At 67.5% G+C, this 19342-nt stretch carries 13 protein-coding genes; 11 read left to right on the forward strand and 2 right to left on the reverse strand.

Translation table 11 applies throughout. The annotated features are described in order from the left end of the window. Positions 1–55 precede the first annotated feature (55 nt). From Q0907_RS05940 to recJ, 8 genes are all read left to right on the forward strand, one after another. Positions 56–1399: an EAL domain-containing protein gene (locus tag Q0907_RS05940; protein ID WP_299342487.1), complete on the forward strand. Its 1344-nt coding sequence runs from the start codon at positions 56–58 to the stop codon at positions 1397–1399. Between the two features lie 34 nt (positions 1400–1433). Then, positions 1434–2153, forward strand: a complete 720-nt coding sequence (gene dapB / locus Q0907_RS05945; protein ID WP_299342489.1) for a 4-hydroxy-tetrahydrodipicolinate reductase — start codon at positions 1434–1436, stop codon at positions 2151–2153. Between the two features lie 221 nt (positions 2154–2374). Next, positions 2375–3502 carry a glutamine-hydrolyzing carbamoyl-phosphate synthase small subunit gene (gene carA, locus Q0907_RS05950; RefSeq protein WP_296280683.1) on the forward strand — a complete coding sequence of 376 codons (1128 nt, stop codon included), beginning with the start codon at positions 2375–2377 and terminating at the stop codon, positions 3500–3502. Positions 3503–3581: 79 nt separating this feature from the next. After that, the gene (locus tag Q0907_RS05955; protein ID WP_299342491.1) at positions 3582–5480 is read left to right on the forward strand and encodes a S9 family peptidase; all 1899 of its coding nucleotides are present in this window, start codon (positions 3582–3584) and stop codon (positions 5478–5480) included. Between the two features lie 18 nt (positions 5481–5498). Further along, entirely contained in the window at positions 5499–8744 is a 3246-nt protein-coding gene (carB, locus tag Q0907_RS05960; RefSeq protein ID WP_299342493.1) for a carbamoyl-phosphate synthase large subunit, read from the forward strand. A gap of 8 nt (positions 8745–8752) precedes the next feature. After that, positions 8753–9217: a transcription elongation factor GreA gene (gene greA, locus Q0907_RS05965; RefSeq protein WP_299342654.1), complete on the forward strand. Its 465-nt coding sequence runs from the start codon at positions 8753–8755 to the stop codon at positions 9215–9217. A gap of 16 nt (positions 9218–9233) precedes the next feature. Further along, entirely contained in the window at positions 9234–10187 is a 954-nt protein-coding gene (locus Q0907_RS05970) for a phosphoglycerate mutase (RefSeq protein ID WP_299342495.1), read from the forward strand. After that, positions 10184–11911, forward strand: coding sequence for a single-stranded-DNA-specific exonuclease RecJ (gene recJ, locus Q0907_RS05975; protein WP_299342497.1), 1728 nt, complete (start codon positions 10184–10186; stop codon positions 11909–11911). Before Q0907_RS05970 ends, recJ begins: the two co-directional genes overlap by 4 nt. 7 nt (positions 11912–11918) lie before the next feature. Here recJ and Q0907_RS05980 read toward each other — a convergent pair whose 3' ends face one another. Continuing rightward, positions 11919–13124 carry an acyltransferase family protein gene (locus tag Q0907_RS05980; protein ID WP_299342499.1) on the reverse strand — a complete coding sequence of 402 codons (1206 nt, stop codon included), beginning with the start codon at positions 13122–13124 and terminating at the stop codon, positions 11919–11921. A 154-nt stretch (positions 13125–13278) separates the two neighbouring features. On the opposite strand from Q0907_RS05980, the gene Q0907_RS05985 reads away from it, so the two are divergent. Continuing rightward, positions 13279–14163 (forward strand): LytTR family DNA-binding domain-containing protein, encoded by an 885-nt coding sequence (locus Q0907_RS05985; protein ID WP_299342501.1) that lies wholly within the window; start codon positions 13279–13281, stop codon positions 14161–14163. Between the two features lies 1 nt (position 14164). On the opposite strand, the gene Q0907_RS05990 is transcribed toward Q0907_RS05985, so the two are convergent. Continuing rightward, positions 14165–16090, reverse strand: coding sequence for a GGDEF domain-containing protein (locus Q0907_RS05990; RefSeq protein WP_299342503.1), 1926 nt, complete (start codon positions 16088–16090; stop codon positions 14165–14167). Positions 16091–16221: 131 nt separating this feature from the next. On the opposite strand from Q0907_RS05990, the gene prfB reads away from it, so the two are divergent. Both prfB and lysS read left to right on the forward strand, forming a co-directional pair. After that, positions 16222–17347 (forward strand): peptide chain release factor 2 gene (gene prfB, locus Q0907_RS05995; protein WP_296282936.1). Its coding sequence is split into 2 segments (ribosomal slippage): positions 16222–16296 and positions 16298–17347, totalling 1125 coding nucleotides; the frame shifts between segments, so codons are not numbered across the junction. Positions 17348–17468: 121 nt separating this feature from the next. Next, a complete protein-coding gene (gene lysS, locus Q0907_RS06000; protein ID WP_299342505.1) occupies positions 17469–18992 on the forward strand; it encodes a lysine--tRNA ligase in 1524 nt (507 codons plus the stop codon). Positions 18993–19342: the final 350 nt, after the last annotated feature.

Below are 19342 nucleotides of genomic sequence, written 5' to 3' on the forward strand. Positions count from 1 at the left end.
AAGCGTGAGTCGAGAGCCCTAGCATCCCCCATGAGGCGGCGGCCACGGCCGTCGCATGAGCTTCATCATCCTCAGGGAGCGACGGAAGATGGGTCAGGACAATACGCGGGTGACGCGGTCGCCACTGCAGGTGCTGGCTGCACGGAAGGACGACGAGGAGGCGATCGCCCTGCTCACGCAGATCGTGGTCGCCCAGGGTGAAATCGCCGCGGCCGGTCCCGAGCCCCAGGATGTCGTGGATGCGATCACCCATCGTGCGCAGGCCCTGACGCGCTCCGACGGCGCGGTGCTGGAAATCCGCGATGGCGCGGTCATGCGCTACTGGTCGGCCAGCGGCATCGCGCACGACATGGTGGGCATGAGCATCCCCGTGGAGGGGAGCCTGTCCGGTCGCTGCATCCACGAAGGCCGTGTGCTGAGATGCGACGACAGCGAGGACGACGCACGCGTGAACCGCGATGCCTGCCGGCGGGTCGGACTGCGTTCCATGCTGGTCGCCCCCCTGCATTTCCGTGGCCAGGTGGTCGGCGTGCTGAAGGTGGTCTCGGCGACGCCCATGGCCTACCGCGACGCCGATTGCCGCACGCTGGAACAGCTCAGTACGCTGGTGGCCGCCAGCTTCTACAAGGCGATCGAGCACGCGCAGATGCGCGCGGCACTGGAAACGCGCAAGGGAGCGGTGGATCGGGACCGCCAGCACGCGCAGGCAGCGAGGGTGCGCCTTGAAGACGTGCTGCGCGAGGGCAGGCTGACGAGCGTCCTGCAGCCCATCGTGCGGCTTGCCGACGGCGCCACCGTCGGGTACGAGGCACTGGCACGCTTCCCGATCGAATACGACCTGTCCACCAGCCGCTGGTTCGAGGACGCCGCAAGGCACGGCTTGAGCGTGCCACTGGAACTCGCTGCCGTGGAAGCGGGGCTGGCGTGCCTGCCGCGCATTCCCGGAGACGCCTACATCGCGCTCAACGTGTCGCCCGAGACCGCATGCAACGAGCGCCTGTCTTCGTTGCTGGCAGCAAGCGAGCCGCAGCGACTGGTGCTGGAAATCACGGAGCACACGCCTGTCGACGACTACGGACAGCTGAACACCTGTCTCGCCGCGCTGCAGGCGCGCGGCGTGCGCATCGCGGTGGACGACACCGGCGCGGGCTTCGCCAGTCTGCGCCACGTGCTGCGGCTTTCCCCCGACATCATCAAGCTCGACATCTCGCTGGTGCGCGAAGTCGACCAGCGCCCGCGCATGCAGGCCCTCATCGCGGCGCTGCTCGCATTCGCCGAGGGGACGCGCGCGCAGCTGATCGCGGAAGGCGTGGAGACAGAACGCCAGTGCGACGCACTGAAAGCACTCGGCGTGCCCTTTGCGCAGGGCTACTTCCTCGGTCATCCGGCCGCGCCGTAGCCCGGCCTGGCGGGCAAGCGGTTACCATGCGGCCATGAACGCCTCCCCGATCCGTATCCTCATCCATGGTGCGTCCGGTCGCATGGGCCAGGCGTTGCTCCGCCTCGCCGCCGAACAGGCCGGCCACTGCCAGGTCGTCGCGGCGGTGACACGGCGTACGCCGTCACCGCGCGTGGTGGACGGCGTCCCCCATTTCGCGGCCAGCGAGCTGGCGGGCGTGCCGGCCTTCGATGTCGCCATCGACTTCAGCCTGCCCGACGGGTTCGATCGCATCCTCGCCCTCTGCGTCGAGCGAGGCGCGGCGCTGGTGTCCGGAACGACGGGCATGGCCGACGCGCAGGCGGGCGCCCTAGCGCAGGCGGCGAAGAGCATCCCGCTGGTGTGGGCAAGCAACTTCAGCCTTGGCGTCGCGGTCCTGGCGGACCTGGTGGAGCGAGCCGCGGCAGCGCTGCCGGGGTGGGACGTGGATGTCGTGGAGTCGCACCACGTGCACAAGAAGGATGCGCCGTCCGGCACGGCGCTCACGCTCGGAGGCGCGGCAGGCAGCGCGGGCGCGCCCGTGCATTACGCCAGCCTGCGCGCGGGCGACATCGTCGGCGAGCACACCGTGCAGTTCACCGGGCTGGGCGAGCGGGTGGAACTCGTCCACCGGGCGACGCATCGCGATGTGTTTGCACGCGGCGCGCTGCACGTGGCGCGGCAGCTCGCCGGGCGCCCGGCGGGCAGCTACCGGGTGCGCGACCTGTTGGCGTGAAGGCACGCGGGCTTGCCCATGTCGCGCTACAACCTGAACACGGCGGGCCTGGGCATGCCGCCGAGCATCCCGCGTAAAAAACGGTGGCGCTGAACAGGCCGTTTCCGTACAATTCCCGCTCGCCTGTTACCCATCGCCACGGACCGGATGAACGCCGCGTCTGCGGTTTCTTGCAGCCGCAAGCCGGTGGGACAGGGTTCCTCCACCCCAAGGCGAACCCCGTGACACGACCCGCAATCCTCGTACTCGAAGACGGCACCGTATTCGAGGGCGAATCCGTAGGCGCAGACGGCCTCTCGGTCGGCGAAGTGGTGTTCAACACCGCGATGACCGGTTATCAGGAAATCCTGACCGACCCCTCTTACGCCCGCCAGCTCGTCACCCTGACCTATCCCCACATCGGCAATACCGGCTGCACCGACCAGGACGACGAAGCGTCGAAGGTCTGGTGTGCCGGCCTGATCGTGCGCGACGTACCGCGCCGCCCCAGCAACTGGCGCAACCAGCAGGCCCTGCCGGAATGGCTGTCCACGCGCGGCATCGTGGCCATTGCCGGCATCGATACGCGCAAGCTGACGCGCATCCTGCGCGAGCGCGGTGCCCAGAATGGCGCGCTGATGGCGGGCGATGATGTCGACGTGGAGAAGGCGCTGGAAGCCGCGCGCAAGTTCCCCGGCCTGAAAGGCATGGACTTGGCCAAGGTGGTCAGCACCGACAAGCCGTATCCGTGGCGCGATGGCCAGCTCGACCTGGACCGCAATGCTTTCGTGCAGGCGCCCGCGAAGTTCAAGGTGGTGGCATACGACTTCGGTGTGAAGCACAACATCCTGCGCATGCTTGCCGAACGCGGTTGCGAGGTCACCGTCGTCCCGGCGCAGACCAGCGCGGCCGACGTGCTCGCGCTGCAGCCCGACGGCGTGTTCCTGTCCAACGGCCCGGGGGATCCGGCGCCGTGCGACTACGCCATCACCGCCATCCGCGAATTCATCGCGAGGAAGATCCCGACGTTCGGCATCTGCCTCGGCCACCAGCTGCTGGCGCTGGCCGCCGGCGCACAGACCCTCAAGATGGGCCACGGCCACCACGGCGCGAACCATCCGGTGCAGGACATCGATACCGGCCGCGTGATGATCACGTCGCAGAACCACGGCTTCGCCGTGGACGAGGCCTCGCTGCCGGCCAACGTGCGTGTCATCCATCGCTCGCTGTTCGACGGCACCAACCAGGGCATCGAGCTGACCGATGCGCCGGCCTTCTCGTTCCAGGGCCACCCGGAGGCATCGCCGGGGCCGCATGATGTGTCACCGCTGTTCGATCGTTTCATTGTCTGCATGGAGCAGGCGAGGTAATCGTGAAGGGGGATGGCCCAGCGCCATCGATTGTCCGTAGGGCGGCGTATCGCTGCCTTTCCATTTCAGGGAGTGGAAGATGAAAATGATGGTGCGCCTGTTGTTGCTGCTCGCGCTGTTGCCCTTGCAGGGCTTCGCGCGTGAGATTCCGATCCAGGATTTCTTCAAGGATCCCCAGTTCACCTCCGTCGCGCTTTCTCCCGACGGGAAGCACATGGCGGTGAACGTTCCCCAGGCCGATCGCACGTTGCTCGCCATCGTGCGGGTTGCGGACCAGGCCATCGTCGGCAAGTTCGACTATGGCGAGAACCGCCATTTCCGCCAGGTCGTCTGGGCCAACGACAAGCGACTGCTGTTCGTGGTGACGTTCAAGACGGGTCGATTCGACTTCGAGACCGCGCGAGGCGACATGTACGCCGCGAACCTGGACGGCACGGGCCGGTTGGATATCCCGAACGGAAACAGCTACAGCATCGTGGACCTGACGCCCGAGGATCCGGATACGATCCTCGTGGAGCGGTCCGTCGAAACGTCCTTCCTCTCCAAGCTCAACGTCAACAACGGCCGCATCACCACGGTGGCCAATGCACCGGTCGAGCAGGGCAGCTTCCTGGTCGACCATGACCGCAAGGTCCGGTTCGTGGCCGGCGCGATGAACGACGGCCGCAACGTGACGTATCGCCGCGATGGCGATCGATGGACGCTGGTCCACGAGAGCGAACGCAACGGTGCCACCTACTATCCGCTCGGCTTCGACGCGCAGAACAAGCGCGTGTACATGGCGAAAGGCGAGCAGGGCAAGCCCGAGACCATCGTCCTGCTCGACGTGGATTCCCGCGAAGAGACGCCCGTCTCCAGCAACGGCACCGTCAGTCCTTCCGGCTATCTGTGGAGCAGTGACGAGAAGACCCTGCTCGGCGTGTGGTACGAAGACGGTGTCCCCTACTGGGACTGGGTGGCTCCGGAGCATCCGGAGACGAAGGTGTACGCGGGACTCGCAAAGGCGTTCCCCGGCAAGGCCGTCCGCTTCCAGCGACCGTCCGATGACGGGCGTTACCTGATGATGCGGGTCTATTCGGACGTCCAGGCGCCCGAGGCGTATCTGTTCGATCGCCAGACGGGTCAGGCGCAGTTCCTGACCGCCAGCATGGCCTGGATCAAGCCGGAAGACATGTCGCCGATGAAGCCCATCGTGGTGAAGGCACGGGACGGTCTTGCCCTCCACGGCTACATCACCATCCCGAAGGACAGCAGCGGCAAGAACTTGCCGCTGATCATCAACCCGCACGGCGGCCCGCATGGCCCGCGCGATGAGTGGGGCTTCAATCCCGAGGTCCAGCTGTTCGCGAACCGCGGCTATGCCGTCCTGCAGGTCAACTATCGCGGCTCCGGCGGCTACGGCAACGCCTTCGAAGGCATGGGTTACCGGAAGTGGGGCACCACCATGCAGGACGACCTGACGGACGCGGTCCGCTGGGCGGTCGCGCAGGGTATCGCCGACCCGGACCGCGTCTGCATCTACGGTGCGTCCTACGGCGGCTATGCCGCGCTGATGAGCGTGGTGCGCGAGCCCGACCTGTACCGCTGCACGGTGGGCTATGTGGGCGTCTACGACCTCGACGCGCAGCGCGACGCGGACTTCATGGGCCATGAAAGCGGTCGCAACTACCTGAAGGACGTCTATCCGCCGACCGCCGCCGAGCGCATGGCGCAGTCGCCGGCGTACGGCGTGGAGCGCATCAAGGTGCCGATCCTGCTGGTCCACGGCGAGAAGGACGTGCGCGTGCCGATCAAGAACATGCACTTCCTGATTTCGCAGCTGGCCAAGGTCGGCAAGAAGCCCGATGACGTGATCGTCGAGAAGAAGGAAGCGCACGGCTTCCGCGACCTGCAGAACAACGTCAACCTCTACACCAAGATGCTGGCGTTCTTTGACAAGTACATCGGGCCGAACGCGAAGACCGCCTCGGCCCCGTAACCCTGGAAGCAGTCCCCCATGCCCAAGCGCAACGACCTCAACACCATCCTGATCATCGGCGCAGGCCCGATCGTCATCGGCCAGGCCTGCGAATTCGATTATTCCGGCGCCCAGGCGTGCAAGGCGTTGCGCGAGGAGGGGTATCGGGTGGTGCTGGTCAACAGCAACCCCGCGACCATCATGACCGACCCGGAGATGGCGGACGCGGTCTACATCGAGCCGATCAACTGGCAGACGGTCGAGAAGATCATCGCCAAGGAGAAGCCCGACGCGCTGCTGCCCACCATGGGTGGGCAGACCGCGCTGAACTGCGCGTTGGACCTGGCGGACAACGGGGTGCTCGAGAAGTACGGCGTCGAGCTGATCGGCGCCAAGCGCGATGCGATCCGCATGGCCGAAGACCGCGAGCTGTTCCGCGTAGCGATGGGCGAGATCGGTCTGGAGTGCCCGAAGGCCGCGGTCGCCCACACGCTGGAAGAAGCGCTGGAGATCCAGACCCGCGTCGGCTACCCGACCATCATCCGCCCCAGCTTCACGCTGGGCGGCAGCGGCGGCGGCATCGCCTACAACCGCGAGGAACTGGTCGACATCGTGACCCGCGGCCTCGAGCTGTCGCCGACCACCGAAGTGCTGGTGGAAGAGTCGGTGCTGGGCTGGAAGGAGTTCGAGATGGAAGTGGTCCGCGATACCGCGGACAACTGCATCATCGTCTGCTCCATCGAGAACCTGGACCCGATGGGCGTGCACACCGGCGACAGCATCACCGTCGCGCCGGCGCAGACGCTGACCGACAAGGAGTACCAGCGCCTGCGCGACGCCTCCATCGCGGTGCTGCGCAAGATCGGCGTGGACACCGGCGGCTCGAACGTGCAGTTCGGCATCAACGCGCAGACAGGCCGTGTGGTCGTCATCGAAATGAACCCGCGCGTGTCGCGTTCGTCGGCGCTGGCGTCCAAGGCAACCGGCTTCCCGATCGCCAAGGTCGCGGCCAAACTGGCGGTGGGCTATACGCTGGACGAACTGAAGAACGAGATCACCGGCGGCCTGACGCCGGCGTCGTTCGAGCCGGCCATCGACTACGTGGTCACCAAGATCCCGCGGTTCGCGTTCGAGAAGTTCCCCCAGGCCGATGCGCGCCTCACCACCCAGATGAAGTCGGTGGGCGAGGTGATGGCGATGGGTCGTACCTTCCATGAATCGCTGCAGAAAGCACTGCGGGGCCTGGAAACCGGCAAGGTCGGCCTCGATCCCACCGGACTGGACCTGGCCGACGAAGACGACCTGGCCACGCTGCGCCGGGAACTGAAAGCGCCGGGTCCGGAACGCCTGTTCTACGTGGCCGATGCGTTCCGCGCCGGCATGACGGTCGAGCAGGTGCATGCGCTGTCGTTCATCGACCCCTGGTTCCTCGACCAGATGGAGGAGATCATCGCGGCCGAGCGCCAGCTGGCCACCGACGGTCTCGGTTCGCTCGACAAGGCGCGCATGCGCCACCTGAAGCGGATGGGTTTCTCGGATGCGCGCCTGGCCCAGCTGGCGAACACCAACGAAACCGCCGTGCGTGTCCTGCGCAAGGCGCTGGGCGTGAAGCCGGTCTACAAGCGCGTGGATTCGTGCGCGGCCGAGTTCGCCACCAGCACCGCGTATCTGTACTCGACGTACGAGGACGAGTGCGAAGCGGAGCCGACGACGCGCGACAAGATCATGATCCTCGGCGGAGGGCCCAACCGCATCGGCCAGGGCATCGAGTTCGACTACTGCTGCGTGCATGCGGCGCTCGCGCTGCGGGAGGACGGGTTCGAGACCATCATGGTCAACTGCAACCCGGAAACCGTCTCCACCGACTACGACACCTCCGATCGCCTGTACTTCGAGCCGCTGACGCTGGAAGACGTGCTGGCCATCGTCGAACTGGAGCAGCCGAAGGGCGTCATCGTGCAGTACGGCGGCCAGACCCCCCTGAAGCTGGCGCGCGCGCTCGAAGCCAACGGCGTGCCCGTCATCGGTACCAGCCCCGACTCGATCGACCTCGCCGAGGACCGCGAGCGCTTCCAGCAACTCGTGGATTCGCTGGGCCTCAAGCAGCCGCCGAACCGGATCGCCCGCAACGACCAGGAAGCCCTGCTGCTGGCGCGCGAGATCGGCTACCCGCTGGTCGTGCGCCCGTCGTACGTGCTGGGCGGCCGTGCGATGGAAATCGTGTACGGCGAATCCGACCTGGCACGTTACGTGCGCGACGCGGTCAAGGTCTCCAATGATTCGCCGGTGCTGCTGGACCGCTTCCTCGACAACGCGGTCGAAGTGGACGTGGACATCATCGCCGACGCCGACGGCAACGTGCTGATCGGCGGCGTGATGGAGCACATCGAGGAGGCCGGCGTGCACTCGGGCGACTCCTCCTGCTCGCTGCCGCCGTATTCGCTGTCGGCGAAGACGCAGGACGAACTGCGCCGCCAGGTGGTCGAGCTGGCCAAGGCACTGAAGGTGGTCGGTCTGATGAACACCCAGTTCGCCATCCAGGCGAGCGAGGACGGCAGCGACGACATCGTCTACCTGCTGGAAGTGAATCCGCGCGCGTCGCGCACCGTGCCGTTCGTCTCCAAGGCCACCGGCATGCCGCTGGCCAAGATCGCGGCACGCTGCATGGCCGGAAAGACGCTGGCCGGGCAGGGCGCCACCAAGGAAATCGTGCCCGACTACTACTCGGTCAAGGAAGCGATCTTCCCGTTCGCCAAGTTCCAGGGCGTGGACCCGATCCTCGGGCCGGAGATGCGCTCCACCGGTGAGGTGATGGGCGTGGGCCGGAGCTTCGGTGCCGCCATGGCGCGCGCGCAGGAGGCCGGCGGCATCAAGGCGCCGCCGGTGGGCAAGGTGTTCATCTCGGTACGCGACCCGGACAAGAAGCGCGTGCTGCCCGTGGCGCAGGAACTGGTCGGCCGCGGCTACTCCATCGTCGCGACCGCCGGCACCGCCTCGTGGCTGCGTGAGCGTGGCATCGACTGCGAGCAGATCAACAAGGTGCTGGAGGGACGGCCGCACGTGGTCGACCTGATCAAGAACGGCGAAATCGTGTATATCGTCAACACCACGGAAGGACGCCAGGCCATCGCCGACTCCTTCTCCATCCGGCGCGAGGCCCTGCAGCACCGCGTCACCTATTCGACCACCGTCGCCGGCGCCAAGGCGCTGGTGCATTCGCTGGAATACCGTGGCACGGGCCCGGTGCTGGCGTTGCAGGAACTGCACAAGGAGCTTCAAGGGTGAGAGCCCCATTGACGATGCAGGGCGCACAGCGCCTGCGCCAGGAACTGGACCTTCTGAAGACGGTCAAGCGCCCCGAGGTGATCACCGCGATCGCCGAGGCGCGTGCGCACGGCGACCTGAAGGAAAACGCCGAATACCATGCCGCCCGCGAACAGCAGGGTTTCATCGAAGGCCGCATCAAGCAGCTGGAAGGCGAGCTTTCGCATTCCGAGATCATCGACGTGAGCAAGCTCAACGTCGGCTCGCGCATCGTGTTCGGTGCGAAGGTGGTGCTGGCGGACGTGGATACCGACGAAGAGAAGCGCTACCAGGTCGTCGGCGACCTCGAGGCCGACATCAAGCTGGGCCTGATCGCGATCTCGTCGCCGCTCGCTCGCGCCCTGATCGGCAAGCACGAAGGCGATTCGGTCACCATCGATGCGCCCGCCGGCCAGCGCGAGTACGAAATCATCAGCGTTTCCTACGCGGACTGACCGCGGCCGCCCCGTCATGGCCCAGGCCACCCTGCTGCTGCCCGCACGCACCCGCCTGGTCGGGCAGGTCCTGCCGCCCGATCTCGCGAAGGCCCTGGGCCGTGCCGACCGTGCAGCAAGCGAGGCGGGGGAGCGCGCGCAACTGCGCCGCCAGTTCCAGCTGATACCGGACCACTGGCCGGTGGCCGCGCTCACGCGCCAGCACGATGCGCGCGATGCGGCCGGCGCGATGTGGCTGCGCGCCGACCCGGCGCGCGTTTCGCCCGACATGGCCGGCGCGCGCATGCTGGCGTACGGCGAAGCACTGGCGCTCGACGCTGACGACACTGCCCAGCTGTTGCCCGCACTCAAGCCGCTGTTCGGCGACGCGGGCATGCTGCTGGATGCGCCCCATCCGGCCCGCTGGTACCTGCGCTTGCCGTTGGAAGCGAAACTGCCCCCCTTCGTGCCCGCGGGCGACGTGCTGGGCGACGACCTGTTCGCACACCTGCCCGACGGTGATGCCGGCCGGCGCTGGCGCGCCTTGCTGAGCGAAGCGCAGGTGATGCTGCACAACCATCCGTGGAATGCCCACCGCGCCGCGCAGGGCAAGGCGCCGGTGAACTCGCTGTGGTTCTGGGGTGGCGGCGTGCTGCCGGATGCGGTGCGTACCGGGTTCCGGCAGGTCAAGGGCAACGACGTGCTGCTGCAATCGCTGGCCCAGGTGGCGGGCGTGGAGGCCGGGCATGCCAACGGCGAAGGCGGCGTCGACGCGCTGATCGACCTGCGCCATCTGCGCAATCTGGACCTGCTGTGCCGCGATGCATTGCGCCCGCTGCTCGATGCGCTGCGCAAGCGCGAACTCGATGCGCTGACCCTGGACTTCGAGGACGGCACCCTGTTCTCGCTGCGCCGCGAACAACGCTGGCGCCTGTGGCGCAGGCCCCTGCAGCGGTTGGACACGGTGCGCCCGGACCACGTCCCGGCATGACCCCGTCACCGCGGATCCGCCGGCGCCCGCTTGCCGAGGGCGGGCAGTGGCCCGACAGCGTGCCGCCCCTGCTGCGGCGGATCTATGAAGCGCGCGGTGCGCGGTCGCTCGACCAGGCGCAGCCGCGGCTGGCGCACCTGCTGCCGCCCGACCTGCTCGGTGGACTGCCGGAAGCGACCGCGCTGCTCGCCGATGCCATCGCACAGGACCGCCACATCGTCATCGTGGGCGACTTCGACTGCGATGGCGCGACTGCCTGCGCGGTCGGCGTACGCGGCCTGTGCCTGCTCGGCGCGCGCCGCGTGACGCCCGCGGTGCCGAACCGCATGGTGCATGGCTATGGCCTGTCGCCCTCGCTGGTGGATGAACTGGCCGCGCTGCAGCCCGACCTGCTGGTGACCGTCGACCATGGCATCGCTTGCCATGCCGGCATCGCTGCCGCCAAGGCGCGCGGCTGGCAGGTGCTGGTCACCGATCACCATCTGCCCGGCGAGCGATTGCCGCCGGCCGACGTCATCGTCAATCCCAACCTGCGCGGCGACCCGTTCCCCAGCAAGATGCTGGCGGGCGTCGGGGTGATGTTCTACGTGCTGCTGGCGCTGCGCCGCGTGCTGCGCGAGCGGAGCGTGTCCGGGCAGTCGGAGCCGGACCTGGCCACGCTGCTCGACCTCGTCGCCGTCGGTACCGTCGCGGACCTGGTACCGCTGGATGCGAACAATCGCGCCCTGGTCGGTGCAGGCCTGCGCCGCCTGCGCGCGGGGCAGGGATGCGCAGGTCTCCAGGCGCTGATGCGCGTGTCGGGCCGCGACCCGGCGCGCCTGACGACGTCCGATATCGGCTTCGCCATCGCACCGCGCCTGAACGCGGCAGGACGGCTGGAGGACATGACGCTGGGCATCGCCTGCCTGCTGACCGATGACGCGACCCAGGCCGATGAGATGGCCCGCGTACTGGAAGGCATCAATGCCGAGCGGCGCGGCGTGCAGCAGCAGATGGTCGAGGAGGCCCATGCCGCGCTGGCCCGCATCGACGACGGGCAGGGCGCACCCGTACCGCTCGCGCCCTGCCTGTTCGATCCGGAATGGCATCCGGGCGTCGTCGGCCTGGTGGCATCCAAGATCAAGGAGCGGCTGCATCGGCCGGTGATCGCGTTCGCGCCGGCCGAGCCCGGCAGTACGACCTTGCGCGGCTCCGCCCGTTCCATCCCCGGATTCCATGTCCGGGATGCCTTGGCTGCGGTGGATATCGCGCACCCGGGCCTGATCCACCGTTTCGGCGGCCACGCCATGGCAGCGGGGCTGTCGCTCGACGAAAGCGACCTGCCGAGGTTCCGCGACGCGCTGCAGCGGCACGCCAGCGCGCTGCTCGACGACGATCTGCTGCGCGAGGAGGTGCTGAGCGATGGCGAACTGGGCAGTGATGAACTCGATCGCCTTCATGCCGATCTCCTGCGCAGTGCCGGTCCGTGGGGGCAGGGGTTCCCCGAGCCGATGTTCGACGGCGTGTTCGACGTCCTGGACTGGCGCGTGGTCGGCGAGAAGCACCTGAAGTTCTCGCTCAGGGCAACCGGCCACGCGACGCCATTGAACGCGATCCATTTCAACGGCTGGCACGACACGCCCCCGCCCGCGCGCATCCATGCTGCCTACCAGCTGGATACCGACGACTGGCGCGACCGTCGCGGCATCCAGTTGCTGCTGCGCCACTGGCGCGCGCCCGACTGAGGCTGCGTCACGACGTTCGCGTCGCCAGCGGCGGGCGTGCAGGCACTGCTTTCGCGCGCGTGAGGCCGAAGAGGGGGCGCAGCCAGCGCACGCGGCGGATGGCCTCGTACCCGGCGAAGCATGCCGCGAAGGTGATCGCGATCAGCAGCGGGCCCTCCGCCAACGGAGGAATCGCCAGCGGTTTCAGGTGATGCGCCACGACGACGATGACCGTCTGGTGCAGGATGTAGACGGGGAACACTGCCGCCACCAGGTAGCGCAGCGCCGGACTGTCGCCGGGCCGCATGCGATGCGCGAAGCCGAGCACCGCGACGATGGCGCACCACTGGTTCAACGCCCATGCCATGCGCATCGTCATGCGCAACCATTCGGGCGGATCGACGTCGGCGAAACGGGTGAAGTAGGCGATCAGCCCGGCCCAGCTGGCCAACCATGTGACCACCGCCATCCAGCGAAACCGCTCGATCGCCTGCCACACCCCGTCCGCACGGGCGATGAGGAAGCCGAGCAGGAACACCCCGAAGTACTGCGCGTGGTTGTACCAGTCATCCACCAGTGCATGCGTCTGCTCGAACCGGGAGACCAGCAGGACCCGCGCCACGCCCAGGAACAGGCACGGCCAGACCACCACGCCCGGTCCGGACAGCGCACTCGCGAGGCGTCCGCCAGTCGCGTCGAGGGCACGCGGTGCCAGTCGCCAAAGCAGCCACAGCACCACGGTGTAGACCCAGAGATAGGCGACGAACCACAGATGGTTCCAGGTGGGAAGATCCAGGCAGCCCTCCGCATCGCAGAAGCCGTCGTAAGCGCTCAGGTAACGCGCGTAGAACGCCAGGTAGCCCTCGTGGTAGCCGCCTGGAAGCTGTTCCACGACTTCGTAATAGGCCTGCGGAGGTACGATCACCAGCATGCCGAAGGCCAGCGGCACCAACAGCCGCCACGAGCGGGCGCCGAGGAAGCGAAGGCGCGTGCCCGCCGCCTGTGCGGTCCGCTGCGCCTTGCCCAGCAGGAATGCGGTTGCCGCACCCGACACCAGGAACAACAGCGACAGCCGCCAGGGCGAACTGAGCAGCATGAAAGGCTCCAGCGCATCGCTGGCGGCCGGACTTTTCACGTGCCAGTCCCAGGTCACGTAGTACATGCCCACGTGGTAAAGGACCAGTAGCGCGAAGGCGCAGACCCTGACCCAGTCCAGATCGTGGCGACGTTGCATGGCGTTCTCCGTTTTCAGGGAAGACGGCAGCGTCGCCGCACGTGCCGCCCGCGGCCAGCATCAAGGGATGGATCGCGGGGCCGCAGTGACGAGCCGCGGACCGTGGGGACGAATCGCCCTGCCTGCCTCGAAAGGCGACCGCTAGAATGCGCGCATGAACCACAAGGACACGCTGACCTACGAACGCTACCTGCCGTGGAAGCGGTGGGTCGAAGCGGGATTCTGGGTCGCGGTGACGGCCGCCAACTGCGTCGCCAACAGCCTGACGACGTTGATGGAGCTCCGGCGCGGCGATTCGGGCATCCAGGCCTGGGAGCCGGTGGTCTGGGAAACCAGCAGCGCCTTGGTGTGGCTGCTGGTGCTGATCCCGGCCATTGTTGCGTACACCCGCTGGCGCCCGCTGCACTGGGAGAACTGGCGTACGCGGCTGGGGGAATACGCGGTCGCCAGCCTCGTGGTCTGCCTGGTGCACGTGGTCGGCATGGTCGCCCTTCGTGTGCTGGCGTACCGCATGCAGGGGATGGCCTACGACTTCGGTCCATGGCCGCGCGAGCTGGCCTATGAGTACCTCAAGGATGCACGCAGCTTCGCCACCATCGTGGTGGTCGTGGAGGGGTATCGCTTCCTGCTGCGCCGCTGGCAGGGCGAAGCCAGCCTGCTCGCCGAACCCGACGAGGGCCTCCCGTTGGAGCCGGTCGACCAGCCGGAGCGTTTTCTGGTGCGCAAGCTCGGGCGCGAGTTCCTGGTGGCGGCCAACGACATCGAGTGGCTTCAGGCCGCGGGCAATTACGTGAACCTACGCGTGCGCGGCCACGACTATCCCCTGCGCAGCACCATCGCCGGCATCGAAGCGCGCCTGGATCCGCGCCGCTTCACCCGCATCCATCGCAGCTACATCGTCAGTCTGGACCAGGTCGCCTCGATCGAACCGCTGGATACCGGCGACGCGCGCGTCCACATGAAGGATGGCAGCGCCTTGCCTTGCAGCCGACGCCACCGGCAGGACCTGCGCCAGCGGACCGGCGCCGACGCCTGCTAGCTCATGCGGCCCGCGTGGCCGGCACCTGCGGCAACCGCTCCACGGCGTAGCTGGCCACCAGTTCGATGGCGCCGCTGCGCACCGCATCCTCCGGCGACTCCAGCACGGTCTGCAGCGGGATGCCCGCCGGCAGGCAGCGACCCCACAGGCCTGCCCAGGCGTTGCGGCGGTCCTTGGCGGCATACAGGGCGCGGTCTGCCATGCGCAGGGCATAGTCCCACCCACAGCTGGCGTTGTCGAAGAACGGGAGAGGCGCGAACCCCAGCGACACGGTCAGAGACCAGCGCTGGCGTGGCGCGAGTTCGTGCACTTCGCACAGCGCTTCATGCAGGCGCGAGGCGACCGTGCAGGCCTGCGCCTCGGTCAGGTCGGCGCACGCCATCAGGAATTCCTCACCGCCCCAGCGTGCGATGACATCGTCCGACCGGGCGATGTCGCGAAGGCGACGGGCCAGGGCCACCAGTACTTGGTCCCCGGCATGGTGGCCGAAACTGTCGTTCACCTGCTTGAAGTGATCGATGTCGATCAGGAACAGCACGTGGCGCGTGCCCGCCACCGGCCGCTGCAGGGACATCGCCTTCAAGGCCTCGGTGGCGGCGCGCCGGTTGCGCACGCCGGTGAGCGGATCGGTGGCGCTCACCTTGCGCAACTGCCTGTTCTTGCGCCGTTGCAGCAGCCCGAAGCCGACGCCGGCCAGCACCAGCAACACCAGCAGGGCGATGCCGGCCCGGCGCATCAGCCGCGATTTCTCATCGTTCAGTCCGCGCACCTGCGCCTCATGGCGCATGCTCTCCAGTTCGCGCTGGGCCGCCGCGCTTTCACTGCGTGCCTGCAGGTCCGCCAGCAGTTCCAGCCGCTGTGCCTTGAGCGTCTCCATTTCCAGGGCATGCAGGCGCGCACCGACTGCCATCGCCTGATCGGCCTGGCCGAGCGCAGCGTGTGCTGCCATCCAGGCGCGCAGCACTTCCCGCTGCTTCTGCGGCTGGGGCGTCCCATCCACGCTGGACCACGCGCGGCGGGCGGTGGCCAGGGCGGTCGAGCGATCGCCGGACAGGCGCTGCAGCGTGGAGAGTTTGGCCAGTGAACCGGCCAGGCCAGGGGTATCGGCGCTGGTCTGCTGCGACCGGACGGCGGCCTCGAGCACCGGGCGGGCCTGCGCCAGCCGCCCCTGCGTGATCCAGATGCCCGCCCGCTCGGCGCGCAGGCGATCCACCACCGATTGCGCGCGCTTGCGGACCGCCACGGCCTCGCCCTGGCCGATCACCGCAAGCGCCTCGTCGATGCGTCCCAACCGGATCAGGTTGAGCGCATGGTTGTGCAGGATCAGGGGATCTTCCAGTCCGACCGGCGCCGCGGCGGCCAGCGCCTGGCGGTAGTAGTCGTCGGCGACATCGGGCGAGTCGAGATAGTCGGCGTGGATCAGGCCGATGTTGGCCAGCGTGGTGGCCTGGAACAGCGCGGCTTCGTCGGCGTCGAGCTGGGCGGCCAGGGACTGCACCTTCAGGTACGCGGATTCCGCGCGGTGGATCTGACCGGCGCCATGGAAGATGGAGCCCGCCTGGGAGAACGCACGCGCACGGAATTCCGGCGGCAGGCCGGGATGTTCGGCCATGCGCCGCTCCATCCGTTCGCCCGCGTCCACCGCGCTTGCCCGATCACCGGTCAGGCCCGCGGCGATGCCGAGGCAGCTCAGTGCTTTCACCTCGTCCTCGACGGACAGGTCCGGTTCCGCCAGCAGCGACTCCGCGAGCTGCACGGCCACGGGAGGCGCATCGCGACGCAGCTGCAGGCAGCGCGTCACCGCGGCTGCGCGGTCGTGCACGGCAGGCTGCGTGCCCTGGGCGCGCGAGGACGGCAGGCTCAGCAACAACGCCAGGCCGAGCAGGCAGGGCAGCAGCGGAGCGGGCAGGGCGGCGGGAGTCGGCATGAGCGGAGCGGCTCTCGGAGGGACGCCCCCGGCAACCTGCAATTCCCGTTCCAGCGCATCCTTCCGGGGGCGGCGTACTGCGTGGCTCTGGTATCCTTGCCGACCGATTCCTTTCCCCCGTCCCAGCACCCATGATCGAGCTGAATCCCATCCGCCAGCGCATCGCCGACCTGCAGGACAGGCTGGCCTCGCTCCGGGGGTATCTTTGACTACGATGCCAAGCGCGAGCGCCTGGAAGAAGTAAACCGCGAGCTGGAAAGCCCGGATATCTGGAACAACGCCGAGTACGCCCAGCAACTGGGCCGCGAGCGTTCGCTGCTGGACAAGACCGTCAATGGCATCCGCGATATCGAGGAGGGCCTGACCGGCGCCGGCGAACTGCTGGAACTGGCGGAGATGGAGAACGACGAGGACACGGCCCATGCGGTGGTGGCCGACGTGGAGCGCTATGCCGTGCACGTGGACAAGCTGGAATTCCAGCGCATGTTCTCCGGCAAGATGGACAGCTCGAACGCGTTCGTCGACATCCAGGCCGGTGCCGGCGGCACCGAGGCGCAGGACTGGGCGGAAATCCTGCTGCGCATGTACCTGCGCTGGTGCGAGTCGCGCGGCTGGAAGACCGAACTGATGGAAGCCAGCGGGGGCGACGTCGCCGGCATCAAGTCGGCCACGCTGCGGGTGGAAGGGGACTTCGCCTACGGCTGGCTGAAGACCGAAACCGGCGTGCACCGCCTGGTGCGCAAGTCGCCCTTCGATTCGGACAACCGCCGCCACACCAGCTTCACCTCGGTGTTCGTGTCGCCGGAAGTCGACGACAACATCGACATCGACATCAACCCGGCCGACCTGAAGACCGACGTGTACCGCTCGTCCGGCGCAGGTGGCCAGCACGTCAACAAGACCGAATCGGCCGTGCGCATTACCCACGTGCCGACCGGGATAGTCGTGGCCTGCCAGACCGGCCGCAGCCAGCACCAGAACCGCGACAACGCGATGAAGATGCTGGCCGCCAAGCTGTACGAACTCGAGATCCAGAAGCGCAACGCGGAGCGCGATGCGGTGGAGGCGACCAAGTCCGATATCGGCTGGGGCAGCCAGATCCGCAACTACGTGCTGGACCAGAGCCGCATCAAGGACCTGCGCACCGGCGTGGAACGCTCGGATACCCAGAAGGTGCTGGATGGCGACCTGGACGAGTTCGTCGAGGCCAGCCTGAAATCCGGCCTGGAAGCAGGGTCGAAACGCATCGACGCTTGATCCGCGAGCGCACACGCCTTTTGCAGGAGCGGCCCATGGCCGCGATGCTTTGAACGATAATCCTGCAAGAGCATCGCGGCCATGGGCCGCTCCTACATCGCCTTCTTCGATTTCCTACACCATGACCGATCAGACCCCAGCCACGCAGCCCGCCGTCGACGAGAACAGCCTCATCGCCGAGCGCCGCGCCAAACTGACGGCGCTGCGCGGGCAGGGCATCGCGTTTCCAAACGACTTCCGCCGCAGCGATTATGCGGGCGACCTGCAGACGCAGTACGAGGATGCCGAACTGTGGACCGGCGAGGCGCTGGAAGGCAGTACTCGTCGCGTGAAGCTGGCCGGGCGCCTGATGGCCAAGCGCGTGATGGGCAAGGCCAGCTTCGTGCAGATCCAGGACGAGTCGGGGCGCATCCAGCTGTTCCTGCAGGCCAACACGCTGGGTGAGACGTACGATGCCTTCAAGGGCTGGGACGTCGGCGACATCGTCGGTGTGGAAGGTGGGCTGACCCGCACCCGGACCGGCGAACTGTCGGTGAAAGCCGACGCCTTCCGCCTGCTGACGAAATCGCTGCGCCCCCTGCCGGACAAGTGGCATGGCCTGTCCGACGTGGAGCAGCGCTACCGCCAGCGCTACGTGGACCTGATCGTCACGCCGGAAGCGCGCGACGTGTTCATCAAGCGCTCGCGGATCATCCGCGCGATCCGCGAATGGCTGGATACGCGGCGTTTCCTCGAAGTCGAAACGCCGATGATGCATTACATCCCCGGCGGCGCCGCGGCCAAGCCGTTCACCACGCACCACAACGCGCTGGACTTGGACCTTTATCTGCGCGTGGCGCCGGAGCTGTACCTGAAGCGCCTGGTCGTCGGCGGGCTGGAGCGCGTCTACGAGATCAACCGCAATTTCCGCAACGAGGGTGTAAGCACGCGGCACAACCCCGAGTTCACGATGCTCGAGTTGTACGAGGCGTACGCCACTTATACCGAGATCATGGACCTGACCGAGGGCGTCATCCGCGATGTGGCGCACGAGGTGCTGGGTACCGGCCAGGTGGCCTGGGACGGCCAGGACATCGACCTGGAGCCGGCATTCCGCCGCTGGCGCATGGACGAAGCCGTCCGCCACCACAATCCCGAGATCACGGCGGCGGACTGCACCGATCGCGACGCGCTGGCGCGCCACTGCGAACGGCTGAAGATCCACGTCAAGCCGTCGTATGGCTGGGGCAAGCTGTTGCTGGAGATCTTCGAGAAGACCGTGGAGCACACGCTCGTCCAGCCGACCTTCATCACTGACCATCCGGTCGAGGTTTCGCCGCTGGCCCGCGCCAACGACGACCAGCCGGGCTACACCGACCGCTTCGAACTGTTCATCAACGGCAAGGAAATCGCCAACGGTTTCTCCGAATTGAACGACCCGGAAGACCAGGCGGCCCGGTTCATGGCCCAGGTCCAGGCCAAGGAGGGCGGCGACGACGAAGCCATGCACTTCGACGCCGATTACATCCGTGCGCTGGAAGTCGGCCTGCCGCCCACCGGTGGGCTCGGCATCGGCATCGACCGGCTGGTGATGCTGCTGACGGGTTCGGACTCGATCCGGGACGTGCTGCTTTTCCCTTACATGCGCCCCGAAAGCCACGGCTGAACAGGCGCGCCTGTTCCGCCGCGAGTGACGCTATGGGGCAGAAAGGGAACCTGGCGGGATGACGCGACGGGTCCATGACGCAGGCACGGCTGTCCTGCGGCCCTGCGTTTCGGCATCCGCTCCTACCGGGGCGGGGTGCAAGGGCCCCAATCTGTGACGGAGGTCAATGTGTGGAGGCCGGACAGGCCGCTGGGGCGGCTGGCACGCTTCCTGCGTCGATTGACGCGCAGGACGGTCAATTTTCCGTCGTCCGCGCCGATAGAGATCAGGGGAGGGGGCCCCGCGATTGGCATCGGTTCCCTTCGTGGATCACGGACCCGACCCGGGACCGTACCGCCGAACAGGACTTC

The organism is uncultured Pseudoxanthomonas sp., assembly GCF_947498795.1.
In the GTDB taxonomy this organism is placed as follows: domain Bacteria; phylum Pseudomonadota; class Gammaproteobacteria; order Xanthomonadales; family Xanthomonadaceae; genus Pseudoxanthomonas_A.

Coding starts and splice junctions, on each gene's coding strand:
- Q0907_RS05955 (WP_299342491.1), top strand. CDS start 3,582: ATGAAAATGATGGTGCGCCTGTTGTTGCTGCTCGCGCTGTTGCCCTTG.
- Q0907_RS05940 (WP_299342487.1), top strand. CDS start 56: ATGAGCTTCATCATCCTCAGGGAGCGACGGAAGATGGGTCAGGACAAT.
- dapB (WP_299342489.1), top strand. CDS start 1,434: ATGAACGCCTCCCCGATCCGTATCCTCATCCATGGTGCGTCCGGTCGC.
- Q0907_RS05985 (WP_299342501.1), top strand. CDS start 13,279: ATGAACCACAAGGACACGCTGACCTACGAACGCTACCTGCCGTGGAAG.
- Q0907_RS05970 (WP_299342495.1), top strand. CDS start 9,234: ATGGCCCAGGCCACCCTGCTGCTGCCCGCACGCACCCGCCTGGTCGGG.
- carB (WP_299342493.1), top strand. CDS start 5,499: ATGCCCAAGCGCAACGACCTCAACACCATCCTGATCATCGGCGCAGGC.
- lysS (WP_299342505.1), top strand. CDS start 17,469: ATGACCGATCAGACCCCAGCCACGCAGCCCGCCGTCGACGAGAACAGC.
- Q0907_RS05980 (WP_299342499.1), bottom strand. CDS start 13,124: ATGCAACGTCGCCACGATCTGGACTGGGTCAGGGTCTGCGCCTTCGCG.
- recJ (WP_299342497.1), top strand. CDS start 10,184: ATGACCCCGTCACCGCGGATCCGCCGGCGCCCGCTTGCCGAGGGCGGG.
- Q0907_RS05990 (WP_299342503.1), bottom strand. CDS start 16,090: ATGCCGACTCCCGCCGCCCTGCCCGCTCCGCTGCTGCCCTGCCTGCTC.